Below are 17,119 nucleotides of genomic sequence, written 5' to 3' on the forward strand. Positions count from 1 at the left end.
AGATAATGAGAAAAGTATTCCCGAATGTTTCGGCAGACGGGATAGAGGGCGTAGTGCTGCGTCCGGTTGTGGTAGTTGCTGCGTAGACCGCTTGCTTGGTGCGGACTTATCCGCTACTCGGCATGTCGAGAGTAGTTAATGAACAATAAAATTTGTAAAAATCTTTAACAATATTTGTTAAGATTGCTTATAAATACAGCATAGGATGGAAAAAAGGATTAAGGTGGCGAAAAACAGATAAATTTAAAATTTTTTTGAAAAAACGAATATTTTGTGGTAAAATGGTATTGGTGTAGTATGGTCTTCCTATTATTTATTATTACTTAGGGGGTGGGTGCTTGTTACAAATCGGTGATAAGGTGGTCTATCCAATGCATGGTGCCGGGATTATTTCCGGCATAGAGAAATGCGATGTACTAGGTGAGGGAAAGTCTTACTATGTGCTGCAAATGCCATTAGGGGATATGAAGGTGATGATTCCCGCAGATAAGGCAGAACATATTGGTCTGCGTGATGTGATTCCGGAGGCTCGGGTGGATGAAGTGCGTGATGTGCTTGAGGACGAGCCGGAACGCCTGCTGGGCACCTGGAATCGGCGGTATCAAATCAGTCTGGAACGCTTAAAGTCCGGCGATATCTGCGATGCGGCAGCGGTTACCCGCAATCTTGTGGTGCAGGAGCGGGAACGGCGCATATCGGCAGGTGAGCGCAGGCTTTTGGATTTGGCCAGACAGATTGTGGTCAGTGAACTGGTCTATGCCTGTGACAAAAGTCCTGACGAAGTAGCAGGCTGGCTGGATGATATCCTGGCTGCAAACAATGCGTAAAGTGAATATTTCGGATAGCTGATGCTTGGCTGTCCGTATTTTTTTGCTGTTTGCGGGGGCTTTTTCGTTGACATAGGCAGGGAAAATTTACTATACTTAAAGTTATGCAAGTTATTTATTATAGAAGGGAGGTGCGAAGATGTTAGACCGAGTTTTACGTTTTTTCATTATTCTGCTTGGGGCTATTGCCGGGGGAGCTCTCCTCAACCTGGCTACGCCGTTTTTGACGTTTTTTATCAGTACGGAGATACTCGAAACGGAAATGGGTTTTTTTAAGCTCTCCATTGCCGGTTTCCTGAGCATTCTCTTTGGGGCAGTTGCAGGTGCTGCTGTTGGTTTTCTGCTTTCCCCGTTCTTTATCCGCAAAATCAAGGGGTTTGCTGTTTTTGTGGAGGCACAGCTGAACAAAATGCCTACGCATGATGTTATTGCTGGTGCCATTGGTTTACTTATCGGACTCATTATTGCAAATTTGCTGGGTTATGCTTTTTCCAAGATTCCCGTAGTGGGTGAGTATATCCCGGTCGTGTTCAGCATTGTGCTGGGCTATCTTGGTATTCATATCATGATAAAAAAGCGTCAGGAACTGGTGAGTATCTTTGACTTTATTCCTAAGTTTATGAAGGAATTGGTCAAAATGCGGGAATCCAAGCAGGCGCAACCTAAGGCCGTGCCTGCTGCAGCAGAGGATAAGCCTTGCTACAAATTGCTGGATACCAGCGTCATCATTGACGGCCGCATTGCGGATATCTGTGAGACGGGCTTTTTGGAAGGCACGCTCTTGATTCCGGTTTTTGTCCTGGAGGAATTGCAGCATATTGCCGATTCAGCTGATGCGCTGAAACGTGTACGTGGACGGCGCGGATTGGACATTTTGCAGAAAATCCGTCAGGAAAGCCGCATGAAGGTCAAAATCACCGAGGAGGATTTCGAGGATATTCCTGAAGTCGATTCCAAGCTGGTTCAGCTGGCACAGCAGGTGGGGGGCAAAATCATCACCAATGATTTTAACCTCAACAAGGTGGCGCAGCTGCGGGGGGTAGAGGTGCTCAATATCAATGCCCTGTCCAATGCAGTTAAACCTGTGGTTATTCCCGGTGAATCCATGCAGGTTGCCATTGTCAAATCCGGCAAGGAAGCAGGTCAGGGGGTTGCTTATCTCGAAGATGGCACCATGATTGTCGTGGAAAACGGCAATCGCTATATGGGGGAAACCATCGAAGTGGAAGTGACTTCTGCGCTGCAGACGGCGGCAGGACGCATGATTTTTGCCAAGCCGAAAAATTAAATAAAAGCAGCCCCCTGGGGAGGGGGCTGGCTTTTCTAGGAGTGATTTCATGGTCAGTGTTATTTTTCCTGCCGCTGGGCAGGGAAAACGAATGCAGGCTGGTATAAATAAAGTGCTCCTGACTTTGGGGGGCGAGCCGATACTTACGCGTACCCTGAAGACTTTTTCCGCAGTGGAAGAAGTAGGAGAATTGATTGTCGTCGTGGCTGCCGATGAAGTGGCCGCCGTGGAACGGCAGCTGCAAAAGGTGGCTGGCTTAAAGCCGTTTCAGGTGGTAGCTGGCGGCAGTGAGCGGCAGTATTCCATTTACAATGGCCTTCAGCGGGTCGCCGATACCGCCGATGTGGTACTGGTGCATGATGCGGCAAGGCCGTTGGTCACGACAAAGACCATTCAGGCGGTAATTGATGGTGCCCGTGCAAAAGGCGGTTCCATTGCGGCAGTGCCGGCGAAAAATACCATTAAGGTTGTGGATAAGGATGGCTTAGTGGAATCGACGCCGCCTCGCAGTACCTTATGGGAAGTGCAGACGCCGCAGGGATTCCGCAAGGAGATTTTGCTAAAGGCCAATGAACAGGCTTTGCAGGATAATTTCCTGGGCACAGACGATGCGAGTCTGGTAGAGCGCATTGGTGTGCCTGTGGCGGTAGTGAATAGTGACTACCGCAATATCAAGGTGACTACGCCGGAGGATTTGCTGATTGCTGAGGCCTTTTTGCAGTGTACGGCAGCTGAGGAAGCAAGCAATCTGCAGGCTGCTGCCAGCAAGGCGCGGCAGGCGTGGTTAGAGGAGGATGACAAATGACGAGATTTGGCATGGGCTATGATGTTCATCGTTTGGTGGCAGGCCGCAAGCTGATTATCGGGGGCGTGGAAATCCCGCATTCTTTGGGACTTTTGGGCCATTCGGATGCCGATGTGCTGCTGCATGCGGTGGCTGATGCCCTTTTGGGGGCCGCAGCCTTGGGCGATATTGGCCGTCATTTTCCGGATACGGATCCGCAGTTCAAGGGCGCTGACAGTATGAAGCTCTTGGCGCATGTGGCAGAGCTTATCCGGGAAAAGGGTTATGTGACCGGTAATGTGGATGCGACGATTGTGGCACAGAAACCGAAGATGAAGGATTTTATCCCGCAGATGAATGAGAATATCGCGCGTGTGCTGGGAATTGAACTAGATCAGGTCAATGTCAAGGCCACGACCGAGGAAAAGCTTGGTTTTACCGGCAATGAAGAAGGTATCTCCGCCTACGCGGTGGCAGGTATCGAAAAGGCTTGATCACGTCAAGCAGGAGGTTTCTATAGATGTTAAAAGTTTACAACACGATGACGCGCAGCAAGGAGGAGTTCAAGCCCTTAAAAGAGGGTGAGGCCAGTATCTACTGCTGTGGCGTTACGCCTTACAACCATCCGCATATCGGCAATGCCCGTCCGTTTGTGACCTGGGATGTGATTCGCCGGTATCTGGCACATAAGGGTTATAAGGTGCGTTATATCCAGAATTTCACGGATGTGGACGACAAGATTATCCGCACGGCCAATGAGGAAGGCGTAAAGTGGAGCGACATTTCCGGCCGTTATATTGATGCCTATTTCAAGGCCATGGATGCGCTCAATGTCAAACGCGCCGATATTTATCCGCGTGTCAGCGAAACCATTCCCGATATTATTGCCATGGTGCAGAAGCTCGTAGACAAGGGCTATGCCTATGCCGTGGATAATGGGGATGTGTTCTACCGCGTGGAAAAATTTGCCGGTTATGGCAAGCTGAGTGGCCGCAAGCTTGAGGACATGCAGGCTGGTGCCCGCATTGATGTGGACGAGCGCAAGGAACATCCCATGGACTTTGCTCTTTGGAAGGCTGCCAAGCCGGGTGAACCGAGTTGGGACAGCCCTTGGGGTAAAGGTCGTCCGGGCTGGCATATCGAGTGCTCCACGATGTCGCTGAAATACCTCGGCGAGAAGTTCGACTTCCACGGCGGCGGCAGTGACCTCATCTTCCCGCATCATGAAAACGAGATTGCCCAGAGTCAGGCCTGCATTGGCGATGAACACAGCTTTGCCCAGTATTGGCTGCATAACGGCTTTATCACGATTCATAACGAGAAGATGTCCAAGTCCAAGAACAATTTCTTCACGGTCAAGGATATCCTCGCTGAATATCCGGGCGAAGTGGTGCGCTTTTTCATCCTGCAGACGCATTACAGAAGCCCGCTCGATTTCAGTGATGAACGGTTGAAGGAAGCACAGACCAGCCTCAATCGTCTGGCACAGTCCAAGGGCTTTATGGATGAACTGCTGGCTAAGACCGGTTCGAGCGATACGGCTAAGGATTTGGCCGAAAAGGCTGCAGGCTATGTCCAGGAATTCCATGAAGCGATGGATGACGATTTCAATACGGCACTAGCCATCAGTCAGATTTTTGCCCTGTCCAAGGACATCAACATCTATTATCAGGATGTGATGAACAAGGGTGCAGCCTTTGACAGCGAAAACTTTGCCAAGGTCGCTGCTGCCTACAAGCTGATGACGGGCATTATCGGCATTTTCGAGCAGGAAGATGCTGCCGATGATGAACTGGCCGGCAAGCTCATGGACTTGATTATCAATATCCGTCAGGATGCCCGCAAGGAAAAGAATTGGGCACTGGCTGATAAAATCCGTGACGAACTCAAGGAAGCGGGGGTTATCCTTGAGGATACGCCTAACGGGGTACGGTGGAAAAAGGCATGAAGTTTGACCATTTTAAGATGCTCGTCGAAATGATGTTCCAGCCTGACGGTGATGGCGGGATACTGCAGCGTTACAAGGATGTGGACGTCAAGCAGCTCAATCCGTTGGTGCTTGCCTATGTCGGGGATGCGTATTTTCATCTCTATATGCGCACCCGCCTGCTCTCCTATGAGCAGGCCAAGGTACAGGCTTTGCACTCCTTCAGTGCCCAGATGGTTTCGGCTGTCTGGCAGGCGAAAGCCTATCAGGGCATTGAGGATAAGCTGACCGAGGAGGAAAAGGCGATTTACCGCCGGGGGCGCAATGCCAAGAGTCATGCGCCGCGCAGTGCCAGCGTGGCGGAATATCATGCCAGTACCGGCTTTGAAGCCCTGCTCGGCAGTCTCTACCTCTCCGAGCAGAACGAGCGGCTCTACGAGATTGCGGAAATGTCCTTCCAGATTATCTCGCAGGCCATGATGAAGGAAATCAGGGAGAAACAGTAACGAATGATTAAGGTAAAACTCTTAAACTATACGCCAGAGCCGGAGCGGGCAGTGGCTATGGCAGCCCGTCTCTGTTACTCAGCCAGTGGTGCTGAGGAACTGGCGGAAAAGTTAAGTGATGAAAAGGTCAAGGAAATGGTGCGCCGCATGGTGGCTCTGGGCCATGGTTCCACATTGGAACACGCCAGCTTCACCTTCGGCATTGAAGGTGTGAGCCGGGTGCTTACGCATCAGCTTGTGCGTCACCGCATTGCGTCCTATGACCAGCAGTCCCAGCGCTATGTGGCTGCGCATGGCTTCCAGTACATCACGCCGCCATCCATTGCGGAAAAACCGGAAGCCTTGGCAAAATATGAGGCATTGCTTGAAGAAATCCGCAAGACCTATGACGAGCTTACGGAAATGGGCGTGCCCAAGGAAGATGCGCGTTATGTGCTGGCCAATGCCACGGAAACGAAGATTCTCGTGACCATGAATGCCCGCAGCCTGATGCACTTCTTCAACCTGCGCTGCTGTAACCGCGCGCAGTGGGAAATCCGGGAAATGGCCTATAAGATGCTGGCTGAAGCCAAAAAGGTGGCGCCGACGTTGTTCTTTAATGCTGGTGCCAGCTGTGTCAACACGGGCCGCTGCCCGGAAGGTGCCATGACTTGTGGCAAGCTTAGTGAAATGCTGAAACTGCGGGAGAAAGAATAATCATGAAAAATGACAACGCAAAAACAGCCAACCGCAATAAAAATCGTGAGCACAAGAAGGCAGCACCGAACGGGACAAGAAAAGGCTTTTCACCAGAACGGCAGAGCCGGGAGAAGATAAGCCGTCAAAAGCTGACCAGTCAAGTATTGGCACAGAAGGTGCAGGATGCCCGTGAACAAAATGTCCGGGATTTGCCGGAAGATGTGCTGATTGGCCGCAATGCGGTGACGGAGGCCCTGCGTGCCGGCCGTGGCATCAACAAAATCCTGCTGGCTGATGGTGACCGTGAAGGTCAGGTCAGCGAGATTGTGGCATTGGCCAAGGAACGCGGTATTGTCCTGCAGTTTGTCGACCGGGGCAAGATTGAGTCCGTAGCTTCCGGACTGCGCCATCAAGGCGTACTTGCCTATGTGGCACCTGTGGCCTATGCGGAACTGGAAGATATCTTAGCAAAAGCCGAGGCGGCTGGGGATCCGCCCTTCCTGCTCTTGCTGGATGAACTGGAAGACCCGCATAATCTGGGAGCACTTTTGCGCACTGCTGACGCTACCGGTGTGCATGGTGTGCTGATTCCCAAGCGCCGCAGCGTGCCGCTTACGGCAACGGTGGCCAAGACCTCGGCAGGTGCCGTGGAATATGTGCCGGTAGCCCGTATTGGCAATATCGCCCAAACTTTGAAGACCTTGAAGGAAAAGGGCTTCTGGGTAGCGGGCGCTGATATGGACGGCAAGCAGAATTATTATGAAGCAGATTTGACCGGCCCATTGGTGCTGGTGGTAGGCAGTGAAGGTAAAGGCATGGGGCGCCTGACGAAGGAGCAGTGTGACTTTATTGTGAAAATGCCTATGGTAGGTAAGATTAACTCTCTTAACGCGTCGGTGGCGGGGTCCATCCTGATGTATGAGTCCATGCGTCAACGGCTGGCTGCCCGGAAATGAATATTTATTGGGGAGTAAATGTTTGTAGGACTAAAGTCCTAAACCTATTCTTGACGGTAACAACCGTTTAGAGGTATAATCAAGACGTGTTAAGGGGATAGTAAGAATGAAAACTGGGGAAGTTTTCGGTAAAGGGGAACAAGCGATGGAAGCAGAACAGACTACAGAAGATTTATTTGTAGAGGAGATTTACAGTGAATTTGCCAATCTCACGGATGAGGAGATACTGCTGGCCATCAAGGATAGCAACGATAAGGCAGCACTGGATTACTTGATTAATAAGTATCGTAATTTTGTGCGTGCAAAAGCTCGTTCGTATTTTTTGATTGGCGCAGACCGTGAGGATATTATTCAGGAAGGTATGATTGGCTTTTACAAGGCGATACGGGATTTTCGCAATGATAAGCTTTCTTCCTTCCGGGCGTTTGCGGAGCTGTGTGTAACACGGCAGATCATTACGGCCATAAAGACAGCTACCCGGCAAAAACATATACCACTGAATTCCTATATCTCGCTCAACAAGCCCATCTACGATGAGGATTCGGACAGAACCCTTTTAGATGTGCTTTCGGGAGCTAAGGTGACTGATCCGGAGGAACTGGTCATCAGTCAGGAAGAATTCGTGGACATCGAAAAAAAGATGGAGGAAATCCTCTCTGATTTGGAGTGGAAAGTCCTTATGAGCTATCTGGATGGCAAGAGCTATCAGGAGATTGCAGAAGACCTCAATCGCCATGTGAAATCCATCGATAACGCTTTGCAGCGTGTAAAGCGGAAGTTGGAGAAGTACATGGAAAAGCGTGGGGACGAATTGGATGTTACAACCATTTATCGTGGTTTGAGTTCTATCAACCGTCGCTTGCGGGGCGTAGATGAAGTGGACTATTTGCGCTGAAATCCTTATAAAAAGACAAGAAGATGAATTGACAGGTCATTTTTGACCTGTCAATTTTTGTATGCTATAATGACATAAGTTTCCGAGCAAAAATATCTAAGGCATCAGGCTATGATATTGCGCCAGAACGCAAAGCGTTCTCAGGGTATGGTGAGAAATGACCATGCCTTCCCTATTTGAAAAGGAGCTGAAGACAAATGAAAAAATTTTGGGTGCTGTTGGTGGCTGGACTTTCGTTGTTGATGGCCGGCTGTGGCATTGAACAGGCTATGCCGGAGAAAAAAACAGAGCCGGTGGAATTGCATGTGGCAGCAGCGGCCAGCTTGACGGATGTTATGCAGGAATTGGCGTCTGCTTATGAACAGGCGCACCCGGAGGTAAAGGTAATCTTTAACTTTGGCAGTTCCGGAGCTTTACAGCAGGCAATTCAAAACGGCGGGCAGACGGATTTGTTTTTTTCTGCCGCACAGAAGCAAATGAATGTTTTAGAAAAAGAGGGCCTGCTGGCAGAAAATACACGCAAGGATTTATTGTGCAATGAACTGGTGCTGATTGTGCCTGCTGATGGTGGCAGTGTATCTTTGAATGATTTCAGGCAGCTGCCGGATGGTGCGATAAAACATATTGCTTTAGGAGAGCCCAAGGGCGTGCCTGTGGGACAGTATGCAGAAGAGGTGTTTACGAAGTTGGGCATACTGGAAGAGGTAAAGGCAAAGGCGGTTTATGGTTCGGATGTGCGTCAGGTTCTCGCCTGGGTGGAGTCCGGTGATGCAGATTGTGGCGTGGTTTACGCTACGGATGCAGCTGTGTCCAAGAAAGTCAAAATTGTGGCAAAAGCACCGGCAGACAGTCATAAGCCGATTGTTTATCCGGTAGCTGTCCTGAAGGATTCAACGCATCAGGACGTGGCAAGGGATTTTTTAGCTTTTACAGCCAATGAGGATAGTAAAATGCTATTTGCAAAATATGGTTTTGAGGTAAAATAAATGGAATGGTCACCACTGATTATTTCTCTGCAGACAGCGGCTGTGGCAACGGTGGTAACGTTTCTGACCGGCATTGGACTGGCTCTGTTGGTGGTGCGCATGCACCGCTTTCAGGGTCTGGCTGATGCCGTTATTACGTTGCCCATGGTTTTGCCGCCTACGGTTGCAGGGTTCTTTTTATTGCTGTTATTTGGGCGGCGAGGTATTATTGGTAAGTTTTTATTGCAGTGGGATATCCAGCTGGTATTTACTTGGAAAGCGGCGGTTATTGCTGCAGTGGTCGTTTCCTTGCCCTTGATGTATCGTACAGCCCGAGGGGCTTTTGAACAGCTTGACCCTGATATTGTAAATGCTGCACGGACGCTGGGGGTATCGGAGTGGCGGATTTTTTGGCGTATTCTTTTGCCTAATGCGCGGGCTGGAATTCTTGCAGGATTAGTGCTTTCGTTTACACGGGCTTTGGGCGAATTTGGGGCAACCATTATGGTGGCAGGAAACATTCCTGGCGTTACGCAGACCATGAGTACGGCCATTTATGCGGCGGTGCAGGCAAATGATTATGACCTGGCGGGGCAATGGGCGATGATTATTGCCGCTATTTCGTTGCTATTTGTCGTGCTGCTTAATTGGTGGACATCGTGGCAGACAAAGGGGGTGCGCCAATGGAGCTGATGGTCCGTATCACGAAGAAATTGCGCAGTTTTACACTGCAGGCTGATTTTGCCGTTAAAGACGAGCTGCTGGCTTTGCTGGGGGCTTCTGGCTGCGGCAAGAGCATGACCCTTAAATGCATTGCCGGTCTTGAGACACCGGACAGAGGACGTATTGTCCTGAATGGGAGAGTGCTCTACGATAGTGATAAAGGGATAAATCTTAGCCCGCAAGAGAGGAAAGTAGGCTATCTTTTTCAAAATTATGCGCTCTTCCCGAACATGACGGTTGCAGGAAATATTGCCTTTGTGGTCAGCGGGAACAAGGCAGAAAAAGAACGGAAAGTTCAGGAAAATCTAAGCCGATTCAAGCTGCAGGAACTGGCAGAGGCTTACCCGCAGGAACTTTCAGGCGGGCAGCAACAGCGTTTGGCATTAGCGCGGATAATGGCTGCCGACAATGAACTGCTGCTGCTGGATGAACCTTTTTCAGCCTTGGATAGTTACTTGAAGTGGCAAATGGAAATGGAGCTGAAATGTTTTCTGCAGGATTACAATGGCGCGGCTGTTTTGGTGTCTCACGACAGGGGGGAAGTTTACCGCCTGGCGAATCGTATTGCGGTTATCAACAAGGGACGAATGGAGACCGTACATACAAAACAGGGGCTTTTTAAGCAGCCGGATACTTTAGCTGCTGCCCTGCTGACCGGCTGTAAGAATGTATCTGCAGTCCAAAAAATGGGTAATCGGAGGATTTATGCTGTGGATTGGCAGCTGGAATTGGATACCGATATGCCTGTTTTTAATAAGGCAGCGTTTGCGGGGATTCGTGCGCATTTTTTGGTATTGCGGGAAAAAGTCGGGGATAACACCTTTGTCATGGATGTGGTGGACGTGGTGGAAGATGTGTTCTCATATCTGATTATGCTGCGGCGCAAGGACAGTGAGGCACGGCCGGTCAGGCTGGAAATTCCTAAGGCCGAATGGCTGCAGCTCGGAAATCCAACGGAAGTCAATCTATACTTTCCACCGAATAAAATCATGTTGCTCGAAAGATAAAAGAAGGCAAAGTTCGTGGTTTGGTGGTGACATGGCGGGCGCGTTGTGGTACAATGGGAAGGTATAAATTTAAGGAGGCAGCTCATGGATAAACATTCTAATGCGAGCCGTCAAAGGCGTTCTGCTAAGTCTGGCGGGGCGTTTAAGCGTGTCATTTTAGGCTTTGGCCTGGTGATAATGGTAATGGTCACAGGAATTGGCTGTGGCTTTTTGACCGCCAGCATGAATACCAAACCGGATTTAGCCAATGACATTTTGCCACCGGCATCTTCACAGATTTATGATATTAACGGCAATGAAATTGCCAATGTGCATGCGGCGGAGAACCGTCGTCCGGTAAAAATTGCCCAGGTTCCCAAGCAGCTGCAGGATGCTTTTGTAGCGGTGGAGGATAACCGCTTCTACGAGCATTCCGGTGTTGACCCCCGGGGCATTGCTCGTGCACTCTATACTAACATCCGCGGGCATGGCGTGTCGGAAGGCGGCTCGACCATCACGCAGCAGCTGGCCAAAAATGCTTACCTTACGCAGGAACGTACGCTGACCCGTAAGGTGCAGGAAGTTTTCCTGGCTTTGCAGCTGGAACGTCAGTACACGAAAAAAGAGATTTTGGAAATGTATCTGAATCAGATTTATTTTGGTCAGGGTGCCTATGGTGTACAGGCAGCTGCGCAGACCTATTTTGGCAAAGATGTTGAAGATTTGGACTTGAATGAATGTGCTATGCTTGCCGGCATTCCCAAAAGCCCTAATTACTATTCGCCGCTGAACAATCTGCAGGCGGCGCAGGAGCGCAAGGCCGTTGTTTTGGACCAGATGGAAAAGTATGGTTACATCAACCGGTCTACTGCGGAAAAGACAAAAAAAGAAGACATGAAGCTGGTTAAGCCGGCACAGAAAAGCGACAGCAATACGGCTTCGTACTTCATCGATTACGTAACGCAGAAGCTCATTGATAAATATGGTGCGGATGCCGTTTATAAGGAAGGCCTGAAAATCTATACCACCTTGGATATGGATATGCAGAAAGCCGCTGAGGCGACCATCAGCAAGCTGCCCACCTATAAGACGGATGGCAATGGTCTGGCTCAGCCACAGATGGCACTCGTGGCTATTGACCCACATAACGGCTATGTAAAGGCCATGGTGGGCGGCCGCGGCAACGACCAGTTTAACCGGGCGACCATGGCTGTGCGTCAGCCTGGCTCGGCATTCAAGCCTTTTGTCTTTATTGCGGCGTTGGAAAATAAGTTCACGCCGAACACCGTGATTAACGACAGCCCTATTGATATCAATGGCTGGCGTCCGCAGAATGCCAGCGGCAATTTCAGCGGCAGGGTAACTTTGCGGGAAGTGGCCCGCCATTCCATGAATGTGCCGACGGTTAAGATTGCACAGAAATTGGGTATTGATAAGCCGATTTATTATGCACAGGAAATGGGCATTACTACCTTCGTGCTTGAAGGTCCGGCAAACGACCGGCAGCTGGCTACTTCATTGGGCGGTATGACCAAAGGTGTGACGCCGCTGGAAATCACCAGCGCTTATGGTACTTTTGCCAATAAGGGGGTTCATGTTGAACCGGTGGTGATTGTAAAGGTCCTTGACCGCAACGGCAAGGTACTGGAGCAGAACGAGCCGAAACAGCGCAGTGTCGTCAGTGAAAGCAGCGCTGCAGAACTGACGGATATGCTGGAAGACGTCATCAAGAAGGGCACGGGCACAAGAGCCAATATTGGCCGCCCGGCAGCCGGTAAGACGGGGACGACCAGCAATTATAACGATGCGTGGTTTGTCGGCTATACGCCCGACCTTGTGGCAGGTGTATGGGTTGGCAATGATGATAACACACCGACCCGCGGTATCATGGGCGGCATGCTGCCAGCAGAAATCTGGCAGGCCTTTATGAAGAAGGCTGTCGCACAGACACCAGCCAAGAATTTTGATGGTTCCCGCTCCAGCAATAGTGGCAGCGTTGGGGAACTGGAAGATGACCACAAGCATGAAGTGAGAAAAGACGAAAAGAAAAAGGATACCAAGAAGGATTCGGCTAAAAAGGATGACAAACAGGTGGATGGACAGAAACCGGCGCCTGATAACAATAATGTCCCCACGCCGAATAATCCGAATGGCAGTCCTGCTCCGGCTGCACCCCCAACTGCTGTACCGGAACCGGGTGGCGTAGGTAAGGGCCGGAATTAAAGATATAAAGGAGAGAGTTTGTTGGCAAACGTATATGACACATTGCAGGAACGTGGTTTTATCGCGCAGTGCACGAATGAAGCTGAACTGCGGGAACTTTTTGATAAGGAGCGCGTGACTTTTTATATTGGCTTTGACCCCACGGCGGACAGCCTCCATGCAGGGCATTTCATCGCCCTGATGGCTATGGCACATATGCAGCGGGCAGGCCATCGTCCCATCTGCCTTGTAGGCGGTGGCACGGGCACGGTGGGTGACCCTTCGGGCCGTACCGACATGCGCAGAATGCTTACCGATGAAGATATCGAGCACAACTGTGAATGCTTCAAGAAGCAGATTGCCCGTTTCATTGACTTCAGTGATGACAAGGCCATCATGGTCAACAATGGCGACTGGCTGCGCAAGCTCAATTACATTGATTTGCTGCGCGAAGTTGGTGCCTGCTTTACGGTAAACCGTATGCTCGCTGCTGACTGCTACAAGCAGCGTTGGGAAAAGGGCCTGACCTTCCTCGAATTCAACTACATGGTTATGCAGGGCTATGACTTCTTGGAACTCAACCGCCGTTATGGCTGTAAGCTCGAAATGGGCGGCGATGACCAGTGGTCCAATATCATTGCGGGTGTGGAACTCAATCGCCGCAAGAACAACACGGCAGTCTATGGTCTGACCAATAAGCTCCTGACCAAGAGCGATGGCAAGAAGATGGGCAAGACCGCTGGCGGCGCGCTTTGGCTCGATGCCGAAAAGACCAGCCCGTATGAGTTCTATCAGTACTGGCGCAATGTCGATGATGCTGATGTAGAAAACTGCCTGGCACTGTTGACCTTCCTGCCGATGGATGAAGTGCGCCGCTTGGGTGCGCTCAAGGATGCGGCCATCAACGAAGCCAAGAAGGTATTGGCTTACGAAGTGACGAAAATCGTGCATGGCGAAGAAGAAGCCAACAAGGCACAGGCATCTGCCGAAGCAATGTTCGGTGGCAGCGGTGCCGGTGCCGATATCCCCGAAGTCAAGGCAGAAATCGGCCAGAAACTTCTCGATGCACTCGTGGCTGGCAAAGTATTCGCCTCCAAAGGTGAAGGCCGCCGCCTGATTCAGCAGAACGGCCTGTCCCTCAATGACGAAAAAGTCAGCGATGTGGATTACGTGCTGGCAGAATCTGACTTCAAGGATGGCGAAGCCATTGTGAAGAAGGGCAAGAAAAAATACTATAAACTGACGAAGTAATATGCAGGCTGGCTTGTTTATTTTTGACAAGTCAGCTTTTTTATTTGCAGGATTTTTGACAATGGGGGGGAATATGAAAGATAAATAGATGTCAGGGGAGGGATACCGGTGAACAGGTCAAAAATTATCATCGGAGCGGTGATTTTTTATATCATCATCATGGCCGCTGGGGCAGCCGCATATTTTTATGTTGATCAGCAGCAAAAAGAGCAGCAGGCACAGGCTGAAACGGCAATGCAGCAGGAAAAGACCCCGGAGGAGCTGCAGCGGGAGGCAGAGAAGGTAAAAGAAGAGGAAATAAAGCGGCAGATTGAAGAACAGGAACGGGTGAAACGGGAGAATAAAAAGAAGAGAGAACGTGAAATCAAGGACTCTATGCAGGAAGAAACCATTAATGGCATAACCTATTATAAGTACCAATGGCCCAAGAAACCGGAGCCGGGAGTCTATCTGCGTCCTTTTGTATTGTCAGGCAGCACGCGTGCGTCATTGGCTTATGAAGTCTATTATTATTACCATATCAATGACCCCTTGCAGACCGCCTGGATCAATGGTGATCATTTGGATATTATCGCAGCAGGTGAAACGACAACCGTTGTCTTTGATTTTTCCAAAATCAATAAGCATATGGCCTCGGATGCAGAATGGCTGGTGGAAAGTTATTCGCTTACAGCGGATAATCGGGTTGTAGCCGCCTTTAAGCGGATATTGTCTGTAGGTGGCGGCTCTATTGTCTACTATCATGCGGGCGGCAAATCGCGGCAGCATGATTTAAGTGCTGTGGAGGTGAGACGTATACGGGAAATGATGGAACTTTATGAAATGCTGGCGGAGGAGTAGATTTTATGCTATAATTATCGTCAATGCTGTTTTTAGAAGGAGGTGTTGCACCAAATGAAGACAACGATTATCGGTATTGCTGGCGGTTCCGGCTCGGGCAAGTCCACCTTTACCAATCGCTTGAAAAACTTTTTTGGTGAAAACATAACGGTTATTTATCATGACAATTACTATCGGGCTAATGATGCGCTCTCCATGGAGGAACGCCGGAAGATCAATTATGACCATCCGCAGGCCTTAGAGACGGATTTACTCGTGGAGCATTTGGAAAAGCTCAAAGCAGGCGAAAGCATCAAGTGCCCGGTCTATGATTTTACCCAGCATAACCGTTCGGATAAAACCATAACCATTCATCCCAGCCGGGTTATTGTCGTAGAGGGAATCCTGATTTTCCAGGATGAACGGCTGCGGGATGCCTTTGATATAAAGATTTTCGTTGAAGCCGATGCTGATGAACGCATCCTGCGCCGTGTAGTGCGGGATATGGACGAGCGTGGCCGTGAGCTGCAGGATATCATCGAACATTATCTGGCTACGGTAAAGCCCATGCACTATCTCTATGTTGAGCCGACTCGCAATGTGGCGGATATCGTTCTCAACAGCGGCCTCAATGATGTGGCTTTTGATGTGATGAAAACCAAGATTGAACGGATTTTGGAAAATCCTGATGAAGACTGACAACAAACAAATGTCCACTATGACAAAAATATAAAACAAGCAACAGAAGCCGCAATCCTTGTCCAATAGGCGTGGATTGCGGCTTGCTTTTATGGAATTGCTAAATACAATGTCAATTTCAGAAAAACAAAAGTGCATATTTATAATAAAATACTTTACAAATAGCTGTAAAGGTGTATAATATTCTTATCAAGAATTAGAGGTGATGTATATGAACGAGAAAAAAAGCAAGGACAGCAGCTTTTCCGGCCAGCTCGGGTTTGTGCTGGCTGCCGCCGCCTCCGCTGTAGGCGTGGGCAATCTCTGGCGGTTTCCGTATTTTGCTGCGAAGGATGGCGGCGGAATTTTTCTGCTGACGTATTTGATTTTACTTTTGACGTTTGGCTATGCGCTGTTATCTTCGGATTTGGCCATTGGCCGCCGTACTCAGCTCAGTTCCATCAAAGCTTATGGCGCGATGAAGCCGGGCTGGAAATTCCTGGGTATTCTGACCTTCTTTGTACCGGCAATCATTATGACTTATTATGCGGTTATCGGCGGTTGGATTACCAAGTATGCGGTGACCTTCCTGACGGGCGGCGGGGCAGCCGCGGCGCAGGATGATTACTTCGTGGGCTTTATCACCAATCCTGTGGAATCGGGCATTTATGCAGCAATTTTCATGCTGGCAACGGCCTTTGTCGTCTACCGCGGCGTTGAACGGGGCATTGAGGCATCTTCCCGCATCATCATGCCGGTTCTGCTCGTTACGGTCATCCTGATTTCGCTTTATGTGCTGACGCTTGAAGTGCATGATGCAGATGGTACGGTTCGTACGGGGCTGCAGGGGCTGGCGATTTACTTCCTGCCCAATTTTGAAGGGCTGACGCTTGGCAAGTACATTCAGATTGTACTGGATGCCATGAGTCAGATGTTCTATTCGCTTTCCGTGGCTATGGGCATCATGATTACCTATGGTTCCTATGTCAAGAAAGATGTAAACCTCAATCAGTCGGTATCGCAGATTGCCATTGTGGATACGGCCGTGGCCGTGCTTGCCGGCATGATGATTATTCCCGCCATCTTTGCTTTCTCCGGTATGGAAGGCATGGCGGCAGGTCCGAAACTGATGTTTGTCTCCCTGCCAAAGGTGTTTAATTCCCTGGGGATTGTCGGCATCATCATCGGTGCGGCATTCTTCCTGATGGCGATATTTGCGGCACTTACCAGCTGTATCTCCGTGTTGGAAGCTATTGTGGCAAACTTGATGGAAATTTTCCATGCCGGCCGCAAGAAGGTTACGCTGCTTGCTAGCGCCTTCTATACCGTGGTAACGGTTGTGATTTCTTTGGGCTACAGCCTGTTCTATGTGGAAGTTGGCCTGCCGAATGGTTCTACCGGACAGCTTTTGGATATCATGGACTACATCAGTACCGCCTGCATGATGCCCATTATCGCGTTCCTGTCGGCAATCCTGATTGGCTGGCTCGTGAAGCCGGAATGGATTATCGGCGAAATGGAAGCCGATGGCAGTGCTATGCCACGCAAGGGCCTCTATCGGGTTGTTATCCGCTATGTGGCTCCGGTCATCATGGTCATTCTTGCTCTGCAGGCCTTTGGTGTCATTAATTAAT

Annotated in this window: 17 protein-coding genes and 1 riboswitch; all 17 genes read left to right on the forward strand. The window is 49.8% G+C overall.

What is annotated here, in order from left to right:
• Positions 1-338 precede the first annotated feature (338 nt).
• The 17 genes from G598_RS0104730 to G598_RS0104810 all read left to right on the forward strand — a co-directional run bounded on the left by G598_RS0104730 (position 339) and on the right by G598_RS0104810 (position 17,118).
• Positions 339-827 carry a CarD family transcriptional regulator gene (locus G598_RS0104730; RefSeq protein WP_026765966.1) on the forward strand — a complete coding sequence of 163 codons (489 nt, stop codon included), beginning with the start codon at positions 339-341 and terminating at the stop codon, positions 825-827.
• A gap of 139 nt (positions 828-966) precedes the next feature.
• Positions 967-2,115, forward strand: a complete 1,149-nt coding sequence (locus G598_RS0104735; protein WP_026765967.1) for a PIN/TRAM domain-containing protein — start codon at positions 967-969, stop codon at positions 2,113-2,115.
• A 49-nt stretch (positions 2,116-2,164) separates the two neighbouring features.
• Positions 2,165-2,920 (forward strand): 2-C-methyl-D-erythritol 4-phosphate cytidylyltransferase, encoded by a 756-nt coding sequence (ispD, locus tag G598_RS17100; protein WP_037363286.1) that lies wholly within the window; start codon positions 2,165-2,167, stop codon positions 2,918-2,920.
• Entirely contained in the window at positions 2,917-3,393 is a 477-nt protein-coding gene (ispF, locus tag G598_RS0104745) for a 2-C-methyl-D-erythritol 2,4-cyclodiphosphate synthase (protein ID WP_026765968.1), read from the forward strand. The genes ispD and ispF overlap by 4 nt, the downstream gene beginning before the upstream one ends.
• Positions 3,394-3,419: 26 nt before the next feature.
• Entirely contained in the window at positions 3,420-4,847 is a 1,428-nt protein-coding gene (gene cysS, locus G598_RS0104750) for a cysteine--tRNA ligase (RefSeq protein ID WP_026765969.1), read from the forward strand.
• Positions 4,844-5,332 (forward strand): Mini-ribonuclease 3, encoded by a 489-nt coding sequence (locus G598_RS0104755; protein ID WP_026765970.1) that lies wholly within the window; start codon positions 4,844-4,846, stop codon positions 5,330-5,332. The genes cysS and G598_RS0104755 overlap by 4 nt, the downstream gene beginning before the upstream one ends.
• Positions 5,333-5,335: 3 nt before the next feature.
• Complete coding sequence (gene thyX / locus G598_RS0104760; protein WP_037363289.1) at positions 5,336-6,028, forward strand: FAD-dependent thymidylate synthase; 693 nt, start codon at positions 5,336-5,338, stop codon at positions 6,026-6,028.
• 2 nt (positions 6,029-6,030) lie between these two features.
• On the forward strand, positions 6,031-6,966 hold the full coding sequence (gene rlmB, locus G598_RS0104765) for a 23S rRNA (guanosine(2251)-2'-O)-methyltransferase RlmB (RefSeq protein WP_245582758.1): 936 nt from the start codon (positions 6,031-6,033) through the stop codon (positions 6,964-6,966).
• 145 nt (positions 6,967-7,111) lie between these two features.
• Entirely contained in the window at positions 7,112-7,861 is a 750-nt protein-coding gene (gene sigH, locus G598_RS0104770) for an RNA polymerase sporulation sigma factor SigH (protein WP_026765973.1), read from the forward strand.
• Between the two features lie 68 nt (positions 7,862-7,929).
• A riboswitch (molybdenum cofactor riboswitch) is annotated at positions 7,930-8,063 on the forward strand.
• Positions 8,059-8,847: a molybdate ABC transporter substrate-binding protein gene (gene modA / locus G598_RS0104775; protein ID WP_026765974.1), complete on the forward strand. Its 789-nt coding sequence runs from the start codon at positions 8,059-8,061 to the stop codon at positions 8,845-8,847. Its footprint overlaps the riboswitch before it by 5 nt.
• Positions 8,848-9,519, forward strand: a complete 672-nt coding sequence (gene modB / locus G598_RS0104780; protein WP_026765975.1) for a molybdate ABC transporter permease subunit — start codon at positions 8,848-8,850, stop codon at positions 9,517-9,519.
• Positions 9,510-10,556, forward strand: coding sequence for a sulfate/molybdate ABC transporter ATP-binding protein (locus G598_RS0104785; RefSeq protein ID WP_026765976.1), 1,047 nt, complete (start codon positions 9,510-9,512; stop codon positions 10,554-10,556). Before modB ends, G598_RS0104785 begins: the two co-directional genes overlap by 10 nt.
• 84 nt (positions 10,557-10,640) lie before the next feature.
• Entirely contained in the window at positions 10,641-12,758 is a 2,118-nt protein-coding gene (locus G598_RS0104790; RefSeq protein ID WP_026765977.1) for a transglycosylase domain-containing protein, read from the forward strand.
• Positions 12,759-12,779: 21 nt separating this feature from the next.
• Positions 12,780-13,988 carry a tyrosine--tRNA ligase gene (tyrS, locus tag G598_RS0104795; RefSeq protein ID WP_026765978.1) on the forward strand — a complete coding sequence of 403 codons (1,209 nt, stop codon included), beginning with the start codon at positions 12,780-12,782 and terminating at the stop codon, positions 13,986-13,988.
• Between the two features lie 108 nt (positions 13,989-14,096).
• Positions 14,097-14,828, forward strand: a complete 732-nt coding sequence (locus G598_RS0104800) for a hypothetical protein (protein WP_026765979.1) — start codon at positions 14,097-14,099, stop codon at positions 14,826-14,828.
• Positions 14,829-14,882: 54 nt separating this feature from the next.
• Positions 14,883-15,506 (forward strand): uridine kinase, encoded by a 624-nt coding sequence (gene udk, locus G598_RS0104805; protein ID WP_026765980.1) that lies wholly within the window; start codon positions 14,883-14,885, stop codon positions 15,504-15,506.
• Between the two features lie 211 nt (positions 15,507-15,717).
• On the forward strand, positions 15,718-17,118 hold the full coding sequence (locus G598_RS0104810) for a sodium-dependent transporter (protein WP_026765981.1): 1,401 nt from the start codon (positions 15,718-15,720) through the stop codon (positions 17,116-17,118).
• Position 17,119: the final 1 nt, after the last annotated feature.

This window comes from Selenomonas ruminantium subsp. ruminantium ATCC 12561 (assembly GCF_000424065.1).
Classification (GTDB): domain Bacteria; phylum Bacillota; class Negativicutes; order Selenomonadales; family Selenomonadaceae; genus Selenomonas_A; species Selenomonas_A ruminantium.

What these genes read in the sequence shown, in the direction of transcription:
- G598_RS0104735 (WP_026765967.1), top strand. Translation starts at nt 967, where the DNA reads ATGTTAGACCGAGTTTTACGTTTTTTCATTATTCTGCTTGGGGCTATT.
- G598_RS0104785 (WP_026765976.1), top strand. Translation starts at nt 9,510, where the DNA reads ATGGAGCTGATGGTCCGTATCACGAAGAAATTGCGCAGTTTTACACTG.
- thyX (WP_037363289.1), top strand. Translation starts at nt 5,336, where the DNA reads ATGATTAAGGTAAAACTCTTAAACTATACGCCAGAGCCGGAGCGGGCA.
- G598_RS0104810 (WP_026765981.1), top strand. Translation starts at nt 15,718, where the DNA reads ATGAACGAGAAAAAAAGCAAGGACAGCAGCTTTTCCGGCCAGCTCGGG.
- ispD (WP_037363286.1), top strand. Translation starts at nt 2,165, where the DNA reads ATGGTCAGTGTTATTTTTCCTGCCGCTGGGCAGGGAAAACGAATGCAG.
- modA (WP_026765974.1), top strand. Translation starts at nt 8,059, where the DNA reads ATGAAAAAATTTTGGGTGCTGTTGGTGGCTGGACTTTCGTTGTTGATG.
- G598_RS0104790 (WP_026765977.1), top strand. Translation starts at nt 10,641, where the DNA reads ATGGATAAACATTCTAATGCGAGCCGTCAAAGGCGTTCTGCTAAGTCT.
- G598_RS0104755 (WP_026765970.1), top strand. Translation starts at nt 4,844, where the DNA reads ATGAAGTTTGACCATTTTAAGATGCTCGTCGAAATGATGTTCCAGCCT.
- sigH (WP_026765973.1), top strand. Translation starts at nt 7,112, where the DNA reads ATGGAAGCAGAACAGACTACAGAAGATTTATTTGTAGAGGAGATTTAC.
- ispF (WP_026765968.1), top strand. Translation starts at nt 2,917, where the DNA reads ATGACGAGATTTGGCATGGGCTATGATGTTCATCGTTTGGTGGCAGGC.
- modB (WP_026765975.1), top strand. Translation starts at nt 8,848, where the DNA reads ATGGAATGGTCACCACTGATTATTTCTCTGCAGACAGCGGCTGTGGCA.
- cysS (WP_026765969.1), top strand. Translation starts at nt 3,420, where the DNA reads ATGTTAAAAGTTTACAACACGATGACGCGCAGCAAGGAGGAGTTCAAG.
- rlmB (WP_245582758.1), top strand. Translation starts at nt 6,031, where the DNA reads ATGAAAAATGACAACGCAAAAACAGCCAACCGCAATAAAAATCGTGAG.
- udk (WP_026765980.1), top strand. Translation starts at nt 14,883, where the DNA reads ATGAAGACAACGATTATCGGTATTGCTGGCGGTTCCGGCTCGGGCAAG.